This is a genomic window from Streptomyces sp. NPDC048392 (genome assembly GCF_043200575.1).
Classification (GTDB): Bacteria; Actinomycetota; Actinomycetes; order Streptomycetales; family Streptomycetaceae; genus Streptomyces.
This window is the reverse complement of sequence record NZ_JBICYB010000091.1, coordinates 1-2,658: the sequence shown is the minus strand read 5'-3', so window position 1 is coordinate 2,658 and position 2,658 is coordinate 1. Positions and strand designations below refer to the sequence as shown.

General features: G+C 63.2%; 1 protein-coding gene. It reads right to left on the bottom strand.

Features of this window, described 5'->3' with window-relative positions:
- Positions 1-69 precede the first annotated feature (69 nt).
- On the bottom strand, positions 70-2,577 hold the full coding sequence (locus ACGFYH_RS37235; RefSeq protein WP_393807604.1) for a type ISP restriction/modification enzyme: 2,508 nt from the start codon (positions 2,575-2,577) through the stop codon (positions 70-72).
- Positions 2,578-2,658: the final 81 nt, after the last annotated feature.

The window sequence follows — 2,658 nt, the reverse complement described above, 5'->3', positions numbered from 1 at the left end:
CCAGAGTTCGTCAGGAACCAACCGCTTCGACAGATCAGCACTCACGACCGACATCATGCCGCACGAGCATCACACCACGTGAGACAACCTCTTAGTCAGCCTGATCTTATCGGCGCGATTCCAGCTGATCTTCGTGGAGTCGCGATCGATGAACGCATCGACGTCTGTGATCTTGGGATCGGTGATCCCTTCAGTCTCGCAGTGCCTCGCGAACCCTGCTACCTGCTCGTTATAGAAGTCGATCGATGACTTCACATTCTCGATGAGCTTCTGCTTTGAGAAGTTGTAGACCCAAGCGTCGCGGCCAGTCTCCAGTCCACGGGAAAACACGTCGAAAAAGGGCGCAGCCGATCCCTTGCCCTTGTCACCGATCGCCCGGAAATCCGTGAATCGCTCGTCACGTTGGTTGATCCAGTCCCCCTCCGGACTGGGGGTGATCTGCTGCCACTCCACTGTGTCGAGGTTCTGGCCCGTCACGATGCGGAGCTTGTCCTCGCGGCTGAGGTAGTCGCCGATGTCCCGGTAATAGAGTTGGCAACCCGCACTCGCCCCGCCCCCGATCCCGCCCTTGATCAGGATCAGAATGGCGACGGTGCTGCGGCTTCCCGAGCCGAAGACCTTGCCGCCCTCCTTGCGGGAAAGCTCGCCGGCGGTGCGCTGGTTACCCCGCAGGTTGTAGCAGTAGATCGCGTCGAACTCGTCCCCCAGAGACAGGCGCAGTCCGTCGGCGGTGTTGCCGTCGATGTAGCCACCATTGGAGACGTAGGCGATGACGCCCTCGTCCTTGATGCGGTCGGAGGCCCAGCGGATGGCGCGGATGTAGGAGTCGTAGAGGGAGTTCTTGTTGGTCGCCGTGGAGCGGGCGGCGTACGTGGTCTGGATGCGCTGGTCCAGGGCCTCGTACTTGACGTTCTGGTTGTCATCGTTCTGGCTGTCCTGCCCCGCCGAGTACGGAGGGTTCCCGATGATGACCCGGATGTCCTGAGCCTGCTGCTTCCTCACGCGCTCACTGTTGCCCTCAAGCCCCCCGAAGAGGCGTTCCGCGTTTCCTTCGGCGAGCTGGAAGGTGTCCGTCAGGACGATGCCCTCGAAGGGGGTGTACGCCTCCGTTCCGCCCATGTCCTCAAAGGCGGCCTCGATGTTGACCGCCGCGATGTAGTAGGCGAGCAGCACAATTTCGTTGGCATGAAGTTCGCTGGCGTACTTGCGCAGGAGGTCGTCGGGCTTGATGAGGCCGGACTGGAGGAGGCGGACCATGAAGGTGCCGGTGCCGGTGAAGGGGTCGAGGATGTGGACGCCTTCGTCGGACAGGGAGGTGCCGAAGTGTTTGGCGAGGGCCTGGTCTGTTGAGCGGAGGATGAAGTCGACGATCTCGACGGGGGTGTAGACGATCCCGAGGGCGTCGGCGGTCTTGGGCAGGGCGGTTTTGAAGAACTTGTCGTACAGCTCGATGATGACGCGCTGGCGGCCCTCATGGTTGTCGATGCCCTCTGCCCGCTTGCGTACGGAGTCGTAGAAGCCTTGGAGGGTCTTGGCTTCGGCGTCGAGATTTTGGTCGTCCAGGACATCGAGCATGCGCTGCATGGCCAGGGAGACGGGGTTACGTTCGGCGAATGCGTAGCCCTTGAAGAGCGCGTCGAAGACGGGCTTGGTGACGATGTGCTGGGTGAGCATGTCGAGCGCGTCGGTCTCGGTGACGCCTGGGTTTATGCTCGCGCGCAGCTCGCCGAGGAAGGTGTCGAAGGCGGCCTGCTTGTCCGGGAGGCCGAGGGCGGCCTGGATGCGGGTCTTGTGGCGCTCCGCGATCTGGGCGATGTCCTTGGCCCAGTCCTCCCAGTACTGACGCTGGCCGACCTTCTTGACGATCTGGGCGTAGATCGCATCGCGCCAGTCCTCCATGTGGAGTGCGGTCTGGACGTACTGGGCTGCGCTCGCCTCACCCTGACCGTTGCCGCCGTCCCCTTCGCCAGAGATGGATTCGCGGTCGTCCGTGGCGTTGGCGACCATGATGTTGTCGGGGCGGCGGTTGTTCAGGTCGAGCTGGTTGACGGTGGCGTTGAAGCGATCGTCGTGGGCGCGCAGGGCCTGGAGGACCTGCCAGACAGTGCGGAAGCGCCGGTTGTCGGCCAGGGCCTGCTCCGGTGGCATCCCCGCGGGGACAGCGACGGGGAGGATGATGTAGCCGTACTTCTTGCCCTCGGCCAGCCGCATGACACGGCCAACGGACTGGACGACGTCGACGACGGAGTTGCGGGGGTGGAGGAAGAGGACGGCGTCCAGGCTGGGGACGTCGACGCCTTCGGACAGGCATCGGGCGTTGGAGAGGATGCGGGCCTTGTTCGGGCCGGGGTCCTGCTTCAGCCAGTCAAGGAGGTCGTTGCGGCGCAGGGTGTTGAAGGTGCCGTCGACGTGGTCGACGTCGCACTGGAGGATTTCCTCGTCGGCGCCGTCGTATGCCTGGACGACCTCGCGGAAGCGTTTGGCGAGTTCTTTGGATTCGCTGATGTTCCGGGCGAAGGCCACGGCCCGCTGCATGGGTGTTTCACCCGGTTCGAAGCCGGAGCGAGTAATTGTCAAGAGTTGTGGATCAGTGGGGTTGTTCAGGCTGCGGTGACTTCGGGGCGTTCGACGAGGTGACCGTTCTTGAAGCGGGCGCCG